This is a genomic window from Sphingomonas sp. 2SG, assembly GCF_005503285.1.
GTDB classification, from domain to species: domain Bacteria; phylum Pseudomonadota; class Alphaproteobacteria; order Sphingomonadales; family Sphingomonadaceae; genus Sphingomonas; species Sphingomonas taxi.
Genome location: NZ_SCMZ01000062.1, coordinates 1 through 19,378, shown reverse-complemented (window position 1 = coordinate 19,378; position 19,378 = coordinate 1). Strand labels below are relative to the sequence as shown.

Annotated in this window: 14 protein-coding genes and 2 tRNA genes; 14 read left to right on the top strand and 2 right to left on the bottom strand. The window is 66.0% G+C overall.

The genetic code is table 11. From position 1 onward, the window contains the following. The first annotated feature begins 145 nt into the window (after positions 1 to 145). The 8 genes from FFS23_RS17905 (at position 146) to FFS23_RS17870 (ending at position 8,399) form a co-directional block, all read left to right on the top strand. Positions 146 to 230, top strand: a tRNA-Leu gene (locus FFS23_RS17905). Positions 231 to 302: 72 nt separating this feature from the next. Continuing rightward, complete coding sequence (gene tig, locus FFS23_RS17900; protein ID WP_137899666.1) at positions 303 to 1,964, top strand: trigger factor; 1,662 nt, start codon at positions 303 to 305, stop codon at positions 1,962 to 1,964. A gap of 271 nt (positions 1,965 to 2,235) precedes the next feature. Then, positions 2,236 to 3,168, top strand: coding sequence for a glycosyltransferase family 2 protein (locus FFS23_RS17895; RefSeq protein WP_137899665.1), 933 nt, complete (start codon positions 2,236 to 2,238; stop codon positions 3,166 to 3,168). Positions 3,169 to 3,224: 56 nt separating this feature from the next. Then, complete coding sequence (locus FFS23_RS17890; protein WP_038661833.1) at positions 3,225 to 3,914, top strand: ATP-dependent Clp protease proteolytic subunit; 690 nt, start codon at positions 3,225 to 3,227, stop codon at positions 3,912 to 3,914. A 120-nt stretch (positions 3,915 to 4,034) separates the two neighbouring features. Next, a complete protein-coding gene (clpX, locus tag FFS23_RS17885) occupies positions 4,035 to 5,306 on the top strand; it encodes an ATP-dependent Clp protease ATP-binding subunit ClpX (RefSeq protein ID WP_037533125.1) in 1,272 nt (423 codons plus the stop codon). Positions 5,307 to 5,924: 618 nt separating this feature from the next. Then, positions 5,925 to 6,461, top strand: a complete 537-nt coding sequence (locus FFS23_RS17880) for a hypothetical protein (RefSeq protein ID WP_137899664.1) — start codon at positions 5,925 to 5,927, stop codon at positions 6,459 to 6,461. Positions 6,462 to 6,541: 80 nt separating this feature from the next. Beyond that, positions 6,542 to 7,186 (top strand): hypothetical protein, encoded by a 645-nt coding sequence (locus FFS23_RS17875; RefSeq protein ID WP_137899663.1) that lies wholly within the window; start codon positions 6,542 to 6,544, stop codon positions 7,184 to 7,186. A 124-nt stretch (positions 7,187 to 7,310) separates the two neighbouring features. Beyond that, complete coding sequence (locus FFS23_RS17870; RefSeq protein WP_137899662.1) at positions 7,311 to 8,399, top strand: calcium:cation antiporter; 1,089 nt, start codon at positions 7,311 to 7,313, stop codon at positions 8,397 to 8,399. 279 nt (positions 8,400 to 8,678) lie between these two features. On the opposite strand, the gene FFS23_RS17865 is transcribed toward FFS23_RS17870, so the two are convergent. Beyond that, positions 8,679 to 8,915: a hypothetical protein gene (locus FFS23_RS17865; protein WP_137899661.1), complete on the bottom strand. Its 237-nt coding sequence runs from the start codon at positions 8,913 to 8,915 to the stop codon at positions 8,679 to 8,681. Positions 8,916 to 8,929: 14 nt separating this feature from the next. Beyond that, positions 8,930 to 10,633 carry a M1 family metallopeptidase gene (locus FFS23_RS17860; RefSeq protein ID WP_137899660.1) on the bottom strand — a complete coding sequence of 568 codons (1,704 nt, stop codon included), beginning with the start codon at positions 10,631 to 10,633 and terminating at the stop codon, positions 8,930 to 8,932. A gap of 150 nt (positions 10,634 to 10,783) precedes the next feature. On the opposite strand from FFS23_RS17860, the gene lon reads away from it, so the two are divergent. The 6 genes from lon to FFS23_RS17830 all read left to right on the top strand — a co-directional run bounded on the left by lon (position 10,784) and on the right by FFS23_RS17830 (position 19,257). Beyond that, positions 10,784 to 13,177 (top strand): endopeptidase La, encoded by a 2,394-nt coding sequence (gene lon / locus FFS23_RS17855; RefSeq protein ID WP_137899659.1) that lies wholly within the window; start codon positions 10,784 to 10,786, stop codon positions 13,175 to 13,177. A 151-nt stretch (positions 13,178 to 13,328) separates the two neighbouring features. Next, positions 13,329 to 13,601, top strand: coding sequence for an HU family DNA-binding protein (locus tag FFS23_RS17850; protein WP_038661816.1), 273 nt, complete (start codon positions 13,329 to 13,331; stop codon positions 13,599 to 13,601). Positions 13,602 to 13,652: 51 nt separating this feature from the next. Beyond that, positions 13,653 to 13,727, top strand: a tRNA-Val gene (locus tag FFS23_RS17845). A 169-nt stretch (positions 13,728 to 13,896) separates the two neighbouring features. Then, positions 13,897 to 14,229 carry a hypothetical protein gene (locus FFS23_RS17840; protein ID WP_137899658.1) on the top strand — a complete coding sequence of 111 codons (333 nt, stop codon included), beginning with the start codon at positions 13,897 to 13,899 and terminating at the stop codon, positions 14,227 to 14,229. A gap of 445 nt (positions 14,230 to 14,674) precedes the next feature. Beyond that, a complete protein-coding gene (locus FFS23_RS17835) occupies positions 14,675 to 16,306 on the top strand; it encodes a beta-helix domain-containing protein (RefSeq protein ID WP_137899657.1) in 1,632 nt (543 codons plus the stop codon). Between the two features lie 107 nt (positions 16,307 to 16,413). Continuing rightward, positions 16,414 to 19,257: a TonB-dependent receptor domain-containing protein gene (locus FFS23_RS17830; RefSeq protein ID WP_038661808.1), complete on the top strand. Its 2,844-nt coding sequence runs from the start codon at positions 16,414 to 16,416 to the stop codon at positions 19,255 to 19,257. Positions 19,258 to 19,378: the final 121 nt, after the last annotated feature.

The window sequence follows — 19,378 nt, the reverse complement described above, 5'->3', positions numbered from 1 at the left end:
GGGCCGGCGTTTCGGGTGGGGGCTGGGTTGCCATGTCGGTCTCTCCTTCATATGACCCAACGTTCCGGGTGCGCGCCGGTTGCCTCTTCGCTTGCCCCCGGGCGCTACGCTGGTATAGACGCGCGCCCAACGGCGGGTCCTTTGTGCGGGCGTGGCGGAATTGGTAGACGCAGCAGGTTTAGGTCCTGCCATCGCAAGATGTGGGGGTTCGAGTCCCTTCGCCCGCACCAGTCCCGCCGCTTTCGGGCGGGACGGCAGCCTTATTGAATTTCCGTCAGATTTCTCAAGATTGAAGGCCGAACATGCAGACTGTCGAGACGTTGAACGAGGGCCTGAAGCGTGCCTACACGCTGACCATCACCGCCAAGGACATCGATGCCAAGGTCGATGCCGAAGTGAAGCGCATCGCGCCGCAGGTGAAGATGCCCGGCTTCCGCCCCGGCAAGGTCCCGGCCAATCTCGTGCGCAAGATGCATGGTGAATCGCTCGCCGCCGACGCGCTCAACAGCGCGATCCAGCAGGGCGTGCAGCAGCTGATCGCCGACAAGGCGCTGCGTCCCGCGATGCAGCCCTCGGTCGCGCTCAACGACGATTACGCACCCGGCCAGGATGCCGCGGTGACCGTCGAGCTGGAAGTGCTGCCGGCCGTCCCGGCACCGGCGATCGATTCGCTCAAGCTCGAGCGGCTGACCGTGCCCGTCGCCGACGAACTGGTCGACGAGCAGCTGCAGAAGTTCGCCGACCAGTCGAAGAAGTGGGATGACGCCGACGACAAGGCCGCCGAGACCGGCGACCTCGTCACCGTCGATTTCGTCGGCAAGACCGCCGACGGCGTCGCCTTCGACGGCGGCACCGGCACCGACATGGGCGTCGAGCTCGGTTCAAGCCGCCTGATCCCCGGTTTTGAGGAGCAGCTCGTCGGCGTGAAGCTCGGCGAGGAGAAGGTGCTCAACGTGACCTTCCCCGAGGATTACGGCGCAAAGGAACTCGCCGGCCAGCCCGCGACCTTCGAGATCACCGTCAAGAAGATCCAGGTCGCCGCGGAGAGCAAGATCGACGAGGATCTCGCCAAGAACCTCGGCCTCGAGAGCCTCGAGCAGCTGCGCGGCCTGATCAAGGGTCAGATCGAGCAGGAGCATAACGGCCTCACGCGCACCCACATGAAGCGCAAGCTGCTCGACCAGCTCGCCGAGGGGCACGATTTCGAAGTGCCGCCGTCGATGGTCGAGGCCGAGTTCGCGCAGATCTGGCAGCAGCTGGAGCATGAGGCGACGCACGAGGAAGATCCCACCGCGGCGCTGGCCGAGATGGAAGCCGAGCGCGACGATTATCGCAAGATCGCCGAGCGCCGCGTGCGCCTGGGCCTGCTGCTGTCCGAGATCGGTCAGGCGAACGGCGTCGAGGTGTCGCAGCAGGAGATGAACCGGCTGATCGCGCAGGCCGCGCAGCAGTATCGCGGCGAGGACCAGCAGCGCTTCATCCAGTACGTCCAGCAGGAGCCGATGGCGGCCGCCCAGCTGCGTGCGCCGCTGTACGAGGACAAGGTCGTCGACTTCCTGTTCGACAAGGCCGAAGTGACCGACCGCGAAGCGACCCGCGAGGAGCTGGAAGCCGCGATCGAGAGCGAGGACGGTTTCGCGACCGGCACGCACACGCACGATCACGACAACCACAAGCCCAAGGCGAAGAAGGCCGCGGGCGAGGCCAAGCCGAAGAAGGCCGCCGCCAAGAAGCCGGTCGCCGAGGGCGACAATGCGGCGACCGAGACCCCGGCCGAGGATGCCGGTGCCGAGGCGCCCGCCAAGAAGCCGCGCGCCAAGAAGGCCGCCGCGCCGGTCGAGGCCGAGACCGCGGTGACCGAATCGTCGCCGGTCGCAGCGGAAGCGGCGGAAGGCACCGAGGCCGCGGACGCCCCGGCGAAGAAGCCGCGCGCGAAGAAGGCCGCTGCGTCGAGCGAGGGCTGAGACTGATGGGGGAGGGGGCCGCGGTCCCCTCCCCACCATCGTCATCCCCGCGTAGGCGGGGATCCATAGACGCTGACGCTGCGGCTCCATTGGAGACCTGCGCGTCTGGATCCCCGCCTGCGCGGGGATGACAAAACTCAATGTATTATGCCAAACCCGTTGATGCTGAGCCTGTCGAAGCCTCGTGAGACTCACAGCCCTTCGACAGGCTCAGGGCAAACGGACGGATATCGGGTAGACGCATGCCGAGCGCCGCGATGAGGATTCACCCGTGACGCAACCGACGATCGCAGTCCTGCTGCCCTGCTACAACGAGGCTGCGGCGATCGCGCAGACCGTCGCCGGCTTCCGCGCCGCGCTGCCGGACGCCACGGTCTACGTCTACGACAACAATTCGACCGACGACACCGTCGTGGTCGCGCGTGCCGCCGGCGCCGTGGTCCGGACCGAGCGCATCCAGGGCAAGGGCAATGTCGTCCGCCGGATGTTCGCCGATATCGATGCCGACGTCTATGTGATGGCCGACGGCGATGCGACCTATGATGCAGCCTCCGCCCCCGCATTGGTCGCGCGGCTGCTCGACGAACAATGCGACATGGTCGTCGGCAGCCGGATCAGCCAGGTGCAGGAGAGTTATCGCCGCGGCCATCGCTTCGGCAATGCTTTGCTCACCGGCATGCTCGCGCGGCTGTTCGGGCGCAGCTTCACCGATATCCTGTCCGGCTATCGCGTCTTCTCGCGCCGCTTCGTCAAGAGCTTCCCGTCGCTGTCCTCGGGCTTCGAAATCGAGACCGAGATCAGCGTCCACGCGCTCGAACTCAAGATGCCCTGCGCCGAGATCGAGACGCCTTATTACGCGCGGCCGGAAGGCTCGGCATCGAAGCTGAGCACCTATGGCGACGGTTTCCGCATCCTCAACACCATCCTGACGCTATACCGGATCGAGCGGCCGCTGCTGTTCTTCGGGGTGATCGGCGCGCTGCTCGCCGGCATCGCGGCAGCGATGAGCGTGCCGCTGGCGATCACCTATATGCACACGCATCTGGTGCCGCGCTTCCCGACCGCGATCCTGATCACCGGGCTGATGATCATCGCCGCGCTGTGCGGCTTCGCCGGTCTGATCCTCGATACCGTGGTGCGCGGGCGGCGCGAGGTGCGCCGGCTCGCCTATCTCACCCATCCCGCTCCGACCGCCGGGGCTTGAACTCCCCCGCGGGAGCGCCGATGTTGGCGATCTTCGGGGCATATAGAGAGATTTTCATGCATAATCCGTTCGAGACCGGCGACTTCATGAGCCCGATGGCCAGTGCCGGCCTTGGTTTGCAGCAGACCCAAGCGGGGCTCGTGCCGATCGTCATCGAACAGTCGAACCGCGGTGAGCGCTCGTTCGATATCTTCAGCCGCCTGCTGCGCGAGCGGATCATCTTCGTCACCGGCGGCGTCGAGGACGGCATGGCCAGCCTCATCACCGCGCAGCTGCTCTTCCTCGAGTCCGAGAACCCGAAGAAGGACATTTTCATGTACATCAACTCGCCGGGCGGCGTCGTCACGGCGGGCATGGCGATCCACGACACGATGCAGTACATCCGTCCGCGCGTCGGCACGGTCTGCATCGGCCAGGCGGCGTCGATGGGCAGCTTCCTGCTCGCCAGCGGCGAGCCGGGCATGCGCGTGGCGCTGACCAATGCGCGGATCATGATCCACCAGCCGTCGGGCGGCGCCCAGGGCATGGCGTCGGACATCGAGATCCAGGCCAAGGAAATCCTGCGTATCCGCGCGCGGATGAACCAGCTGTACGCGCAATATACCGGCCAGCCGATCGAGGAGATCGAGCGCCGGATGGATCGCGACACGTTCCTGGAAGCGCATGAAGCCAAGGAATTCGGATTGGTCGACGAGGTGTTCGACAAGCGTCCGAGCCCCTCGGAAGACGTTGCCCAAGCGGCATAAAGGCGCAGTTCCGCGCCCGGCCGTGCCGTTAGGGACGTTTGGGCGTTGTGGTTTGCGTAACGGCCGGTCTACCATGACCGGCCTCACCAGCGGGGCCTCACCCGCGACAAGGAAGTTTGAATGACGAAACTGAGCGGTGGCGACTCGAAGAGCACCCTCTACTGCTCGTTCTGCGGCAAGTCGCAGCACGAGGTCCGCAAGCTGATTGCCGGACCCACCGTGTTCATCTGCGACGAGTGCGTCGAGCTGTGCAACGACATCATCCGTGAGGAGACGAAGTCGGCGCTGGTGTCCAAGAAGGATGGCGGCGTGCCGACTCCGCAGGAGATCTGCGACGTCCTCGACGATTACGTGATCGGCCAGAAGCGCGCCAAGCGCGTGCTGTCGGTGGCGGTGCACAATCATTACAAGCGGCTCAACCACGGCGCCAAGGGTGCCGACGTCGAGCTGAGCAAGTCGAACATCCTGCTCGTCGGGCCGACCGGCTGCGGCAAGACGCTGCTGGCGCAGACGCTGGCGCGCATCCTCGACGTGCCGTTCACCATGGCGGATGCGACGACGCTGACCGAGGCGGGCTATGTCGGCGAGGATGTCGAGAACATCATCCTGAAATTGCTCCAGGCGTCCGACTATAACGTCGAGCGCGCGCAGCGCGGCATCGTCTATATCGACGAGATCGACAAGATCAGCCGCAAAGCCGAGAATCCGTCGATCACCCGCGACGTGTCGGGCGAGGGCGTGCAGCAGGCGCTGCTCAAGCTGATGGAAGGCACCACCGCCAGCGTGCCGCCGCAGGGCGGGCGCAAGCATCCGCAGCAGGAATTCCTGCAGGTCGACACGACGAACATCCTGTTCATCTGCGGCGGCGCCTTCTCGGGCCTCGAGAAGATCATCGGCGATCGTTTGCAGGGCAAGTCGATCGGCTTCGGCGCCTATGTGGCGGCGCCCGAGGAGAAGCGCACCGGCGAACTGCTGCGCCAGACCGAGCCGGAGGATCTGCTCAAGTTCGGTTTGATCCCCGAGTTCGTCGGCCGTCTGCCGGTGATCGCGACGCTGGAGGATCTCGACATCCCGGCGCTGGTCAAGATCCTGTCCGAGCCGAAGAACGCGCTGGTGAAGCAATATCAGAAGCTGTTCGAGATGGAGCAGGTCGAGCTGGACTTCACCGACGATGCGTTGGTGACGGTCGCCAAGAAGGCGATCGAGCGCAAGACCGGTGCGCGCGGGTTGCGCTCGATCCTCGAGGCGATCCTGCTCGACACGATGTTCGACCTGCCCGGTATGGACGGCGTCGACGAGGTGATGATCGACAAGGACGTGATCGAGGGCCGCAAGGAGCCGATCCGCGTCTATGCCGAGAAGAAGAAGGATGGGGCGGGCGCCGCGGCCTGATCCATTTCTGTGGAAACGATGAGGGGGGGCGTCGCGCGACCGGCGCCCCTTTTTCGTGGGGCGGTGGCTGGTCACTGGTATCTCTGGCATTGCCGCATTGCCACATTGGTCGAGAGGCGCTGGCGCGTCCGCCCCATCTTTAGTGTTCCCGCGACGGCGGGAACCCAGGGCCAAGCGGAACAACGTCCGGTAGCGTGCGGGACTCCTGGGCTCCCGCCTGCGCGGGAGCACTGGCGAGGTTTTGCGCGGGAGCACTGGCGAGGTTTTGCGCGGGAGCACTGGCGAGGTTTTGCGCGGGAGCACTGGCGAGGTTTTGTGCGGGAGCACTGGTGAGGTTTTGACGCGTGCTCGTGCGCGCGGGAGCGCGATAGCTGACGAATTCCGCACCTTCGCTAGGTGCATTCGACGTTTTGCAGACGCCCGCCTCTGCCGGGTCGCCGGGAGAATTTGCAAAAGTCCGTGGCGGGCCGGAGTGATGGGTCGGGCGGGCCGCGCGTCGCATCCGAGAGGTCGTAATTGCCGGCGAAAACGATGGCGTGACATCGCCCGCGCGTCGCATCGCCTCATCCGGCGTTAACGTTGCCAGCCCCACGGGGGCGTTCAAACGACGGAGCGACGATGGCAACGACACGGATCGAGACCGCACCCGGCCTCAGCCCCTTATGGCACGAAGGCCGCGGACCGCTCGCGATACTGCCGCCGCTGCTGTTCCGCGACCGGCGGCCGTGGCTGGCGATCCTCGTCGGCTGGCTGCTGACCATCGTCGGCAGCATCGCGCTGAGCACCGCGATCGATCATTTCGTGCCGGGCAATCCTGGGCCGGATCTCGGCGACACCTCGGGACCGGTGAAGCTGTTCCTCGTCGCCGGCTTCAGTCCCGTCGTCGAGACGCTGATCATGGCGGGCGTCCTCAGCCTGTTGCTGCGCTGGCTGAGCGGGTGGCAGGCGGTCTTGGCGAGCAGCGCCTTGTGGGGAATTGCGCACAGCCTCGCCTCGCCGTGGTGGGGGGCGGTGATCTGGTGGCCGTTCCTGATCTTCTCGACGCTCTACGTCACCTGGCGGCCGCGCGGCTTCTGGTGGGCGGTCGGCGTCGTGGTGGCGGTGCACGTCCTCCAGAACCTGTTCCCGGCGATCCTGCTCGTCATGGGCGACTGACCGCCGCCGGCGAAACAGGCGTGGCGCCCGCCGCGTCGGCGTCCTAGACCCGGAGCGACGCCAGAAAGACGAGCCGGACCATGACCTTATCGGAACGCTACCATCGCGACGGCCATGTCGGCCTGCCGCACCTGTTCGTGCCCGAGGTGCTGCTCGCTTTCTACCGGATGATGCAGGCCGATCTGCAGGCGGCGGGGCGCCCGTTGCAGAGCTTCACCGCTCGCGGGCCGTTGCTGCGCCAGCCGGCGATCGAGGTCTATGCGTTCCAATATGCGCCGATGCTCACCTTCCTGTGGGGGCTGACGCCGCGGGTCACCGAGGTGGTGGGGTGCGAGCTGCTGCCGACCTATGCCTATTTCCGCGCCTATCAGCAGGGCGACGTCTGCCGGGTCCATTCGGATCGGCAGGCGTGCGAGCACAGCCTGTCGCTGACCATCGCTTACGGTGACGACCGGCCATGGGCGCTGTCGGTCGCGACCGAGCGAAGCGAGGTGCCGCAGCCGCAGGTCAGCGACAATTTCGGCACGCAACCCTATGCATCGGTGGCGATGCAGCCGGGCGACGGGGTATTGTATCAGGGGACGCACCACCGGCACGGCCGGCTCGAGGCCAATCCCAACAGCTGGTCGGCGCACCTCTTCCTGCATTGGGTGGAGAAAGACGGGCGCTATCGCGATCAGGCGTTCGACCGGCCGGCGCAGGCGCGCGCCGCACAGGGGCGGTAAACGGGACCGGTGGATTGCTCTTGATCCGTATCAAAGTGTTAATGGCATTCCGCTGCGGCGATCAATACGGACCTTTTCGCGGCGCAGAAGCATTGGCTTTGCGTAACGATCTGGAGACGAAAGCATGACCGTGACCAAGGGCTGGATGGGGCTGCCACCATGGGCGATCCTGTTCCCGGCGCTCGGCGTGCCGGTGGTGCTGCTGTCCGTCTACGCGATGGGGACGATCGGCACGATCGTCGCCGCGGTCGTGCTGATCGGCGCGGTCGTGGCGGCGGTGCATCATGCGGAGGTCGTTGCGCATCGCGTCGGCGAGCCGTTCGGCACCTTGGTGCTGGCGATCGCGGTGACCGTGATCGAGGTGTCGCTGATCGTCTCGCTGATGCTGTCGGGATCGGGCGACGTCGCCGCGCTGGCGCGCGACACGGTGTTCGCCGCGATCATGATCATCTTGAACTTCATCATCGGGCTGTGCCTGCTGACCGGCGGGATCACGCATGGCGAGCAGCGTTTTACTCTGCGCGGGATCAGTGCCGCGCTGGCGACGCTCGCCGCGCTGGTCGTCCTGTCCCTGATCCTGCCCAATTACACGACCAGCGCGGCAGGGCCGACCTATGCGCCGTCGCAATTGATCTTCGTCGCGATCGTCAGTCTGGTGCTCTACGGCACGTTCGTACTGGTCCAGACGGTGCGGCATCGCGACTATTTCCTGCCCGCGGGCGATATCGCGCCGGAAGAACATGCACCGCCGCCGAGCGACCGCACCGCGTGGATCGCGTTCGGCATCCTGCTGGTCGCGCTGGTCGTGGTGGTGCTGCTCGCCAAGGGACTGTCGGCGCAGGTCGAGGCGGCGATTCTCGCCGCCGGGCTGCCGCTGGCGATCGTCGGCGTGGTGATCGCCGCGCTGGTGCTCGCGCCGGAGAGCCTCGCCGCTTACAATGCTGCGCGGCGCGACCGGTTGCAGACCAGCCTCAACCTCGCGCTGGGATCGGCGCTGGCGACGATCGGACTGACCATCCCGGCGGTGGCGATCGTCAGCCTGGTGCTCGGTCTGCCGCTGGCGCTGGGGATCGGGGCGAAGAGCATGACGCTGCTGGCGCTGTCGCTGTTCGTGACGACGATCTCGCTCGGCACCGGACGGACCACGGTGCTGCAGGGCGTCGTGCATCTGGTGATCTTCGCGGCGTATCTGTTCACCACGGTGGTGCCGTAAAGGCGCGCGTGGCCAAGCGCGGATCGCATATGAACGTTCATGTGAGCGCACCGCCTTCCAACCCCACCCCGTCACCCCGGACTCGTTTCGGGGTCCACCCTGCGGCGAAGAGAACGGCTTGAAAGGGCACCATTCTCTTGCGGCCCGGTGGACCCCGGAACAAGTCCGGGGTGACGAAGAATATGTGGAAGCGGCACGATCCTCGTGCCCGCAGCCAAATGCGATAGCCCTGCCTTGGCGGGGGAGGAAGTTTCGCCAAACTTGGAACGTCGATCCGGCCTAGCGCGGGCGCTGGCGGCTGGCGAGCCATAGTCCGCCGGCGATCTGCGCGAGCGCATAGAGTTGCCGCCGGCCGGGACGGTCGACGAACGGCGCGACCGTCTTCTCCGCGCCGAGCGCCTCCTCCTTCCACAGATCGACGTGGCGACGCGGCTGGAGGAGGCCGACGAGGCCGTCGCCGACCATGAAGATCGCCGCCATTTCGGCAGCGCGGGCGGTCCAGGGCTGGGTCGTCATAGCAGGCTCCTCGATCACTTGGGTTTGGGCTGCGCGGCCTTCCACGCCTGATAGGCGTCGATCGCGTCGTCCTGCTTGAGCACGCGTGCCATCGGATCGACGACGACGTGCGCGCCCGCCGGCACGGTGATCGTCGCGACGCCGCCGGTCATCGCCACCTTCTGGACGACGTCGTCGACCGACACCTCGACCGGCAGCGGGAAGGGCTTGTTGGTCGGCGAGGTCCATTTCAGCGTGAGCTGCGTCGCATTGCGCGTCGCGGTCAGCTTGGGCAGCGCCGCCTGGTAGAGATAGACGTCGAAGAACCACTGCCAATCCTGCCCGGTCACCTGCTTGACGTAGCCGATGAACTCGGGCGTCGTGCGGAACACGGGCTCGAAATTGCCCGGGGCGGGATCGGCGCGGCCGTAGACGGTCCAGCGCAGGATCTCGTCGAATTGCTTGTCGCCGATCGCGTTGCGCAGCGTGTGGAGCACCCACGCACCCTTGTAATAGATGTCGCCGCCGCGGCCCGGCGCGGTCTTGTAGACGTCGTCGGCGGTCTGCGGCTTGCCGGCGACCAGCGCCGACTGGTTGAGGATCTTCGGCCGCATGTCGAGCATCATGGCCGCATAGCGCGCGTCGCCGTCGCGCCAGCGGCCGTAGAGCGGCTGCATATATTCGGTGAAGCCCTCGTGCATCCAGAAGTCGTCCCAATTGGGCGCGGTCATCTGGTTGGCGAACCATTCGTGGCCGAATTCGTGCTGGAACAGCCAGTCGAAGCCCTCGGGCGCCTTGGCATAGTCGTTGCCGTAGGCGTTGATCGTCTGGTGCTCCATGCCCTTGTGCGGGGTCTCGACCACGCCGACCTTCTCGTTCGCCCAGGGGTAGGGGCCGACGACGCTTTCGTAGAAGTCGAGCGTCGGCGCGAATTCGGCGAACAGCTTCTCCGCTTTCTCCTTCTCGCCGGGCAGATACCAATAATACATCGGTATCTCGTTGCCGTATTTGCTCTTGTAGGTGCCGGTCAGCTCCTCATACGGGCCGACGTTAAGCGCGATCGTATAGGGGTTGGGGTGCGCGACCTCCCAGTTCCAGGTGCTGCGGCCGTCGTCGAGATGGTCGACGCCGAGCAACTTGCCGTTCGACGGCGCCTTCAGCCCCTTGGGCACGGTGATGTGCAGCGTCACCTTCTGCGGCTCGTAGGTCGGATAGTCGATGCAGGGCCAGAACAGGTCGCAGCCCTCGCCCTGCACCGCGGTGGCGATCCACGGACTGCCGTCGGGCGTCTTGGCCCACACGAAGCCGCCGTCCCACGGCGCGCGCACCGCGGTATGCGGGCGGCCGCCATAGGTGATCTTGACGGTGAGCTTGGCGTCCTTGGCGGCCTTCTTGACCAATTTGATCGTCATCCGGCCTTCGGGGTTGCTGAACCCCGCCGAATCGACGCCGTCGACCGTCACCGCGGTGACGGTGAAATTCTTGTCGAGATCGACCACCAGCCGGTCGATCCGCTCCTTGGCGGTGAAGACGAGCGTCGCGGTGGCGTTGATGACCTCGCGCTCGGGATCGACCTCGAATTGCAGGTCGGCGGTGTCGAACGTCACCTTCTTCTGCGCGGCGTCGAGCGGCCCGCCCGAGGCGGCGGTCTGTGCGCTGAGCGGCGGCTTGCCCGGTTCGGCGGCATAAGCGCTGGCCGACAGCAGCAATAGGGCGGCGAACGGCAGGCGTAGCGGCATTCTGTACTCCCGGATGGAAGCGGCGGGTTTCGGCGCTCGGCGGAAGGATGACAAGACCTGCCGTGCCGTGAGCGCGACGATTGATGGATACGCCCCGATCCCCATATAGTGTATCAAAGCCACCCCGTTCGAGGTGGCGCCGGAGTATCCATGATCACATTCCCCGTTCTGCCGCTGCGCGACATCGTCGTGTTCCCGCACATGATCGTGCCGCTGTTCGTCGGACGCGACAAATCGGTCGCCGCGCTGGAGGCGGCGATGGGCGCGGACAAGGAGATCTTCCTCGTCGCGCAGCTCGACTCCGCCGAGGACGATCCCGGCCGCGAGGACCTGTACGAGGTCGGCGTCACCGCGACCGTGCTGCAATTGCTGAAGCTGCCCGATGGCACCGTCCGCGTGCTGGTCGAGGGCAAGGCGCGCGGCCGGCTCGGCGAGCTGTCGGAGGGCGACGGCTTTCTGCAATCGACCGTCGAGATGCTCGAGGAGCGCGAGGCGGAGGGTATCGAGGTCGAGGCGCTGATGCGCTCTGCGGTCGAGCAGTTCGAAACCTATGCCAAGCTCAACAAGAAGCTGCCGGCCGAGACCGCACAGCAGCTCGGCGAGATCACGAAGGCGTCGAAGCTCGGCGACGCGATCATGGCCAACGTGCAGGTTAAGGTCGCCGACAAGCAGGCGCTGCTGGTCGAGCTCGATCCCGTCAAGCGGCTGGAAATGGCCTATGCGCTGATGGAAGGCGAGCTCGGCGTCCTGCACGTCGAGAAGAAGATCAAGAGCCGCGTCAAGCGCCAGATGGAGAAGACGCAGCGCGAATATTATCTCAACGAGCAGCTGAAGGCGATCCAGCGCGAGCTGGGCAATAGCGACGACGAGAGCGACGGCGACGAGATCGCCGAGCTGACGCAGAAGATCGCGACGCTGAAGCTCAGCAAGGAAGCGCGCAGCAAGGCGACGTCGGAGCTGAAGAAGCTCAAGACCATGGCGCCGATGAGCGCCGAGGCGACCGTCGTGCGCAATTACCTCGACGTGCTGCTCGGCCTGCCCTGGGGCAAGAAGTCCAAGATCAAGAAGGACATCGCCGCGGCGCAGGCGGTGCTGGACGAGGACCATTACGCGCTGGAGAAGGTCAAGGACCGGATCGTCGAATATCTCGGCGTGCAGGCGCGCACCAACAAGCTGAAGGGGCCGATCCTGTGCCTCGTCGGGCCGCCGGGCGTCGGCAAGACCAGCCTCGGCAAGTCGATCGCCAAGGCGACCGGGCGCGAGTTCATCCGCCAGTCGCTGGGCGGCGTGCGCGACGAAGCCGAAATCCGCGGCCATCGCCGCACCTATATCGGCTCGCTGCCGGGCAAGATCGTCACCAACCTCAAGAAGGCCGGCACGTCCAACCCGCTGTTCCTGCTCGACGAGATCGACAAGCTAGGCCAGGATTTCCGCGGTGATCCGGCGTCGGCGCTGCTCGAGGTGCTCGACCCCGAGCAGAACGGCAAGTTCAACGACCATTATCTCGAGATCGACATCGATCTGTCCGACGTGATGTTCGTCTGCACCGCCAACACGCTCAACCTGCCGCAGCCGCTGCTCGACCGGATGGAGATCATCCGCCTCGAAGGCTATACCGAGGACGAGAAGGTCGAGATCGCCAAGGGCCATCTGATCGAGAAGCAGATCGAGGCGCACGGCCTCAAGGCCGGCGAGTTCACGCTGACCGAAGACGGCCTGCGCGCGCTGATCCAGAAATACACGCGCGAGGCGGGCGTACGCACGCTGGAGCGCGAGATCGCGCGGCTGGCGCGCAAGGCGCTGCGCCAGATCCTCGAAGGCAAGGTGACCAGCGTCACGGTGACGCCCGACAATCTCGGCGAGTTCGCGGGCGTGCAGAAATTCCGCCACGGGCTCGGCGAGACCGAGCATCAGATCGGCGCGGTCACCGGCCTTGCCTGGACCGAGGTGGGCGGCGAATTGCTGACGATCGAAAGCGTCACCGTGCCGGGCAAGGGCGCGGTCAAGACCACGGGCACGCTGGGCGACGTGATGAAGGAATCGGTGCAGGCCGCCTTCAGCTTCGTCCAGGCGCGCAGTCCGAGCTATGGCATCAAACCGTCGCTGTTCCACCGCAAGGACATCCATATCCACCTGCCCGAGGGAGCGGTGCCCAAGGACGGTCCGTCGGCGGGCATCGGTCTGGTGGTCTCGATCGTCTCGACGCTGACCGGCGTGGCGGTGAAGAAGGATGTCGCGATGACCGGTGAGGTCACCTTGCGTGGCCGCGTGTTGCCGATCGGCGGGCTCAAGGAGAAGCTGCTCGCGGCACTGCGCGGCGGCATCACCACGGTGCTGATCCCGCAGGAGAACGAAAAGGATCTCGCCGACATTCCGCAGAACATCAAGGACGGGCTGACCATCGTGCCGGTCGCGCATGTCGACGAGGTGCTCAAGCTGGCGCTGACCGAGCCGCTGTCGGCGATCGAGTGGACGGATGCCGATGAACTCGCCGCATTGCCCCCGGCGGGGGTTGCGCCTGCGGGCGGTGAGTTGCATCACTGACCCAAGGGCGGCTAGGCCGTCGTTAACGTTTTGAAACCGCTGCGCCTTACAGAGCGCAACGGTATCGATTGACTCTGCCGGTCGGGGCGGCCTTATTGGTCGTTCTGGCTTGGCAATGATTCTTCTTAGGGTTCGAAGGGGGCAGTATTCCATGAACAAGCAAGAGCTGATCGCGACGGTCGCGGACACCTCGGGGCTCGCCAAGGGCGATGCGATCAAGGCGGTGGAAGCGGTCTTCGATGCGATCACCGACAGCTTGAAGAAGGGCGACGAGGTTCGTCTGGTGGGGTTCGGCACCTTCTCCGTCTCCAAGCGCAAGGCGTCGCAGGGTCGCAATCCCCGCACGCTGGAGCCGATGACGATCAAGGCGTCCAACCAGCCCAAGTTCAAGGCCGGCAAGGGCCTGAAAGATTCGGTGAACTGAGACTGGACAGCGGCGGCGGCTGCCCGTAAAGGCCCGCCTCCGACAAGTTTCGGGCGCGTAGCTCAGCGGTAGAGCACACCCTTCACACGGGTGGGGTCACAGGTTCAATCCCTGTCGCGCCCACCATAACAGCCCGTCCGATCGCATGATCGGCGGGCTTTTTGGTTTTTGGCGACGATGCGTCGCGGCCGGCGCGCCGGGCGTGGGGCAGTCCGGTCCTCGCTTTGGTCGTTGCGGATCGGGAACAATCGCCCGATCTCCGGATTAAGCTCTTCAGTTCAAAGGGAGAGAGATCATGGTAGACTATACGACCGACCGTAACGGCGACCGCGTCATCGTCGAGCGCCGCGGCGGCGCGGGCCGTGTGCTGGCGATCGTGGCCGTGGTGGCGATCATCATCGTCGCTCTGCTGTTCCTGACCGGCTTCTGGAGCGCGGACGTCACCAAGAAGGGCTCGCTGCCGACCGTCGACGTCAGCGCCAAGGGCGGCTCGCTGCCGGCGGTGGATCTCGATTCGAAGAAGGTCGTCGTCGGCACCAAGGAAACCACGGTCGAAGTGCCCAAGGTCAAGACCGAGAAGGAAACCGTCTCGGTCCCCGCGATCGGCGTGACGGAAGGCAAGAAGTAAGCTTCCCGGCTTGATGCGTGGCGGGCGTCCTCCGGAAGGAGGGCGCCCGTTTTGCGTTTGGGGGCAGGGGGGCAACCTGCTTCGTCATGCCGGACCTGATCCGGCATCCCGCTCCGGTCTGCTTGCCGCGGTGGAGCGGCAGAAGAAGGAGCGGGACCCCGGCTCGAGGCCGGGGTGACGGGAATATGGTTTGCCTCGTTACGGGTCGAGTGCGATCCGTTCGCGCTGGCGGGGCGGAAAATTTTAGACCATTCAGTGGCTTGCGTCCCATGCGTCGCGCTGTCCCCCAGCTGCCGCCGTAACAAACCCGTCACATCATCGTCACCAAAACGTCTCCTGAATCTCATTCAGGAGTCATTTACCGCTCGTACCGGGGCTCCAGGGAACGGTCGAAGGGGGAGCCTCGGCCGGCCGTCACAACGACTACGACCGGGAGCTTTCGATCATGGCGAGCCACACGCGCATCGGCGCAATCCTAATGGCCTCAACCGCGTGCCTGGCGCTCGCCGGCTGCGGCGGTGCCGACAGCGTCGCCTCGCCGGGTGCGGGCAGCGTCGTGATCGTCAGCCCGACGCCCACGCCGACCGCGCCCACCCCGACGCCGACCCCCTCGGCGATCACCGCCGCGCAATTCGCCGCAGCGACGACGGTCAACAGCATCACGATCACCGCGGACGAGCAGCTCGCGATCGTCAACGCGGGCAGCAACAACAACGTCAACGGCACCGGCTCGACGCTCAACGGCGTCTATCCGACCTCGGCGACCTCGCTGACCACCGCGGCCGACCCGTCGGCGATCAACGCCTTCTTCACCCGCACCAATTACGTCGGTGCGCTGAGCGGGCCGAGCGATACCAGCTTCCAGGGCTGGACCTGCAATTCGACCGCCGCGGAGTTCGGCGGCAGCGGTGCGCGCTGCACGGCGGTGCCGGCGATCGGTACGCTGGCGAGCGGCGCGGCCTGCCCGACCGGTACCACCACCGCGAGCGGCGCGGCGAACACCGCCACCGCGGCGACGATCGGCGGCTTCAAGGTCTGCGACATCCCGCAGGCGATCACCACCAGCCTGACGCTGCCGCGCATCGCCGGCATCGCCTATCGCTTCACCGGCCAGACCGAGGTCGGCACCGATCTCGGCGCGAGCGGCGGCACCGGCGTGACGCTGACCGTCGAACCGGGCGTCACCGTCTTCGCCAACGCCAACGAATCGACCAACGACCTGCTGCTGATCAACCGCGGATCGAAGCTCAACGCGATCGGCACCGCCAGCGCGCCGATCATCTTCACCTCGCAGCAGAACGTCAGCTCGGCGACCGGCGAATCGGAGACCAGCCAGGGCCATTGGGGCGGCATCATCCTGCTCGGCCGCGCACCGACCGCGGTCTGCGCCACCGGCAGCGGCGGCAGCAACGCGACGCCGTGCCAGCTCGCGATCGAGGGCGTCACCGGCCGCTTCTACGGCGGCACCGACACCGCCGATTCGAGCGGCACGATGTCCTACGTCCAGATCCGCTATTCGGGCATCGCGATCAGCGACGGCAACGAGCTGCAGGGCCTGACGCTCGGCGCGACCGGCTCGGGCACGACGCTGGACCATATCCAGAGCCACAATTCGGCGGATGACGGCATCGAGATCTTCGGCGGCACCAGCAACCTGAAGTATATCGCGATCACCGGCGCCGACGACGACGGCTTCGATATCGACAACGGCTATCGCGGCTTCATCCAGTTCATGATCGCGGCGCAACGGACCAGCGGCGCGACCGTCGACAGCTTCTCGACCGAGATCGACTCGAACAACGCCGAGGACCTGCTGCCGCGCACCTTCGCGACCTACGCCAATTTCACCTTCATCCAGACGGCGCTGGCGCCCGCCGCGATCCGCCAGCGTGGCGGCTCCGACATGCGCTTCGTCAACGGCGTGGTGAAGACGGTGAGCAACGTCGCCTGCGTCAACATTATCGCTGGCGAGCAGACCAGCGGTGGACGTTCCACCGTCCGTCCGGCCGACTCGGCGTTGCAGGACTTCGGGCCGCCGTCGTTCAACTCGGTCTATTTCGCCTGCCAGGGCCGCTGAGGCCGTGGGGTGCCTGACGGCGCCCCATCCCAGCATCGATGCCGCAGGTGGCGATCCGGTCACCTGCGGACACCTGTATCCAGACTCCTGATCCGGGATTGACGGTCATGCCGCAGCGGCTCGCTTTCGCCACCCTTCTACTGATGTCCTCCACCCTCGTGGCGCCGGCGGTTCTCGCGCAGACCGCGGGCGGCACCGCTGCGCCGGCCCCGCCGCCGGCGCAGACCTCGACCCCCGCGACCTCGAGCCCCGGCGGCGCGACCGATCCGCAGACCGCGGCGCCGACCTCCACCGACCAGCAGGAAGCGCCGGTCGAAGTGTCTGCGCCGGGCATGAACGGCGATGTCGAGGACATCGTCGTCGTCGGCCGCAACATCCCCAACGTCGTCCGCTCGACGCCGCAGATCGTCTCGGTGCTGTCGAGCGCCGATATCGCGCGGACGGGCGAGGGCGATATCGCTGGCGCGCTGACCCGCGTCACCGGCCTGTCGGTGGTCGGCGGCGGCTTCGTCTACGTTCGCGGCCTCGGCGATCGGTACTCCTCGTCGCTGCTAAACGGCTCGCCGCTGCCAAGCCCCGAACCGCTGCGCCGCTCGGTGCCGCTCGACATCTTCCCGACGACGATCGTCGGCTCGGCGCTGGTCCAGAAGACCTATTCGGTCAATTATCCCGGCGAGTTCGGCGGCGGCGTCATCAACCTGACGACCAAGGCGATCCCCGACAAGAATTTCGTCTCCTTCGGCGCGACGATCGCCGCCGACGACGCGACGACCAGCGAGCTGGGCTATACCTATGCCGGCGGCGACGCCGACTGGATCGGCTATGACGACGGCACGCGCAAGGTGCCGGCGTTCATCAAGAACGCGCCCAACGGCAGCGGCATCATCCCCGCCGCGCAGGTCGCGCAGCTGTCCAACGCCTCGACCACTTTGCTCCAGCGCAACAACCAGCTGCCGGCCAATTGGTCGGGCGAGATCAGCGGCGGCTCGGTCTACGACATCGGTTCGTCGCGGCTCGGCGTGATCGCCTCGCTGAGCGCCAGCAACACCTTCCGCACCCGTTTCGCCAACCAGCAGGACAGCGTCTCGGCCGACGGCACGCTGCGCAACGACTTCAGCACCTTGCTGACCGACAATCGCATCGTCGCCAATGCGCTGATCGGCGTCGGGCTGGAGTTCGGCGAGAACACGCTGCGTTGGACCAACGTCTACATCCACGACACGCTGAAGCAGGGGCGCGGCTCGGCGGCGACGCTGTACAACAACGCCAGCGGGCTGCGTTTCCAGCAGAACACCAACTGGTTCGAACGCCAGCTGATCGAGACGCAGCTGGTCGGCGAGTTCAAGCTGACCGACGCGCTGAAGCTCGACGTGCGCGGCGCCTATGCCAATTCGAAGCGCAACGCGCCCTACGAGCGGCAGTTCGACTATCTCTGCTCGGCGACCACCACCACCGGTCTGCCGATCACCAGCGACGGCGCGCAACAGGCGGGCGGCTTCCAGTGCAACGGCGCCTATCAGGTGACGCAGCGCTTCACCCCCTTCGCCTCGATCATCTTCAGCGAGCTGAACGAGAATCTTTGGACCGGTCAGGCGGACACGTCGTACAAGATCGACGGCGATCGCCCGATCACGCTGTCGGCGGGCTATTTCTACCAGGGCACCGACCGCACCTCGTCGCGGCTTCAGTTCAACTATCAAACGTCGAACGGCGGCGGCACCGCGCCGGGCTATCCCTATAATCTGCTGCGGCCCGATTATCTGCTGAGCCCCGACGTGCTCAACAACGCCTGTCCGTCGACCGCCAATACCGCGCCCTGCACGATCCAGTTGCAGTTCAACACCGCGGCGGGCGCCTATCGCTACGACGCCACCCTCGACGTCCATGCGGGCTACGTGCAGGCCGAGGGCGAGGCGTTCGACGGGCTGCGCGCGGTGATCGGCGTGCGCTACGAACGCGGCGACGAGCGGGTCACGCCGTTCGGCGTCACCACCGGCCTCGCGCGGCTGAAGAACGATTACTTCCTGCCGGCATCGACGCTGACCTGGAATTTCGCCGCCGACATGCAGCTGCGCGCCAGCGCCGCCAAGACGATCTCGCGGCCGCAGTTCCGCGAGCTCGCGCCGCAGCAGTTCCGCGATCCCGATTCGGATCGCCTGTTCTTCGGCAATCCGCTGCTCCGCGATTCGAAGCTCTACAATCTCGAAGCGCGCTACGAATGGTTCTTCAAGCGCGACCAGCGCTTCACGCTGGCGGGCTTCTACAAGCGGATCGACAATCCGATCGAGCAGGTCGGCTTCTACACCGGCGCCGACGACCGGTTGCAGACCGGCTTCACCTATCTGCCCAAGGCGACGCTGTACGGCGGCGAGGTCGAGCTGCAGAAGTATTTCCCGCTCGCCGACGTGTTCGGCAGCGACTTCTTCGCGACGCGGCGCGCGCTGCTCGTCGCCAATTACACCTATACCAAGTCGAAGATCACCGCGGACAGCAATTGCGCGCCCTCGGTTGCCTCGTCGACGCAGGCGGTGGGCAATTGCGCGGTCGGCTTCGCACCGGCCTCGTCGCTGTTCCGTGACGGTGCACCGCTGACGGGGCAGTCGGACCACCTCGTCAATCTGCAACTCGGCATCGAGGACAGCGCGGCGCTGTCGCAGATCACCTTGCTGTTCAATTATGCGAGCAAGCGCGTGACCAATCGCGGTCCCTCGCTGCTGGGCGGCACCGGCTTCCAGCCCGACATCGTCGAGCATCCCGGCATCCGCCTCGATCTGGTCGCACGGCAGGGCGTCGAGCTGATGGGCGGCAAGTTCGAGATCAAGGCCGAGGCGCGCAACCTGACCCGCACCCGCTATCGCGAGAGCCAGACCTTCGCCAACGGCAACGAGGTGTATATCAACCGCTATAATCTCGGCCGCGTGTTCAGCCTCGGCGTAAGCGCAACGTTCTGATTGAAAATCCTCCCCCGCAAGGGGGAGGGGGACCGCTCGGCGCTAGCCGAGTGGTGAAGGGGAGGATGGGGCGGAAGGCTCGTAACAGGGCCCCCGCCCCATCCTCCCCCTCCGTCAGTGC